We start from the raw sequence: 1,601 nt of genomic DNA, 5'->3' as shown, positions 1-1,601 counted from the left end.
GGGCCGGGCCGGGCGACCCGTCAGGGGTAGAGGCCGCGGATGCGGTGGGCCTCGGCGGTGCGCTGCACGCCGATGACGAGCGCGGCGTCGCGCAACGACAGGCCCTCCTGCTTCGCCAGCGCGGAGACGTCGCCGAACGACGACGTCATGCGGTGCTCGAGCTTGTCGGCGATCTCCTGCTCGGACCACCAGTACGTCTGGTTGGCCTGCACCCACTCGAAGTAGGACACGACGACGCCGCCGGCGTTGGCGAGCACGTCCGGCACGACGGTGACGCCCTTCGCGGCGAGCACGCGGTCGCCCTCGGTGGTGGTGGGGCCGTTCGCGCCCTCGACCACCCAGCGCGCGCGGACGGTCGAGGCGGTGTCGCCGTCGAGCACGCCCTCGACGGCGGCGGGGACGAGGACGTCGACCTCGAGGGCGAGCAGCTCGTCGTTGGACAGCGGGTCGCCGCCGTCGAACCCGACGACGGAACCGGTGGCGGCGACGTGCGAGAACAGGCGATCCATCTCCAGGCCCGCGTCGTTGCGGACGCCGCCGTACTGGTCGCTGACGGCGACGACGGTGGCGCCGCGCGCGGCGAAGATCGCGGCGGCGTGCGAGCCCACCTTGCCGAAGCCCTGCACGGCGACGGTCACGTCGTGGAGCGGGACGCCGGCCTCGCCGAGCGCGGCGGCGGTCACGTGCACGATGCCGGCGCTGGTGGCGGTGCCGCGCCCGCGGGAGCCGCCCATGGCCAGCGGCTTGCCGGTGACGACGGCGGGGATCGTGTACCCGCGGTTCACCGAGTAGGTGTCCATGACCCATGCCATGGTCTGCTCGTCGGTGCCCATGTCGGGCGCCATGATGTCGGTGTCCGGCCCGATCATCGGCATGATCTCGGACGTGTACCGGCGGGTGACGCGCTCCAGCTCGGCCGTCGAGTACCCGCGCGGGTCGATGGCGATGCCGCCCTTGGCTCCGCCGTACGGCAGGTCGACGATGGCGCACTTCCACGTCATCCACATCGCGAGCGCGCGCACCTCGTCGATGTCGACGCCCGGCGCGTAGCGCAGCCCGCCCTTGCCGGGGCCGCGGGTGATGTTGTGCTGCACGCGGAAGCCGTGGAACAGGACGGTCTCGCCGTCGTCGCGCCGCAGCGGCACGGCCACGTGGATCTCCCGGCGGGGGGTGGCGAGCATCCGGTGCTGGCCCTCGTCGTAGCCGAGGACGGACACGGCGCTGGCGAGCTGGCTGTGCGCGGTGACCAGGGGCGAGGTCGCCCGGCCGGTGGTGGCGGGGGCGGCCGGGTCGACCGGGGTGGCCGTCGAAGCGGCCTGGGTGTCGGGCAGGGGTGTCGAGGTCATCGACGTCGTCGTCGTCACGGGTCCTCCAGGACACGGTGCCGGTGGCCCGGGGTCGGGGTCCGGCTGGGGTGGCGCGGCCCGGGATGGTGGGCCTCGGCGCCCACCGTAACCCCTGCGGCGGCGGCCTCCGAGGGCGAAACGTGCGCCGTGGCGGAGCCGTGTCGCACCCCTGACCAGGCGTTGACCCGCGCCTGACCGACCCGGGCAACGTGCGTGCTGACTTGATCCTCAAACCAGGGGTTTGAGGATCAAGTC

Annotated in this window: 1 protein-coding gene; it reads right to left on the bottom strand. The window is 73.5% G+C overall.

Going from position 1 to position 1,601, the window contains the following annotated elements:
• Positions 1 to 20: 20 nt before the first annotated feature.
• Entirely contained in the window at positions 21 to 1,346 is a 1,326-nt protein-coding gene (locus ACFT55_RS20160) for a Glu/Leu/Phe/Val dehydrogenase (RefSeq protein WP_380245646.1), read from the bottom strand.
• Positions 1,347 to 1,601: the final 255 nt, after the last annotated feature.

Source organism: Isoptericola sp. NPDC057191 (genome assembly GCF_042670225.1).
Classification (GTDB): domain Bacteria; phylum Actinomycetota; class Actinomycetes; order Actinomycetales; family Cellulomonadaceae; genus Isoptericola.
Note: the sequence above shows the minus strand (reverse complement) of the source record. Positions and strands in the feature narration are given on the sequence as shown.

Excerpts from the sequence above, each read along its gene's own strand:
- ACFT55_RS20160 (WP_380245646.1), bottom strand. The coding sequence starts at position 1,346 with ATGACCTCGACACCCCTGCCCGACACCCAGGCCGCTTCGACGGCCACC.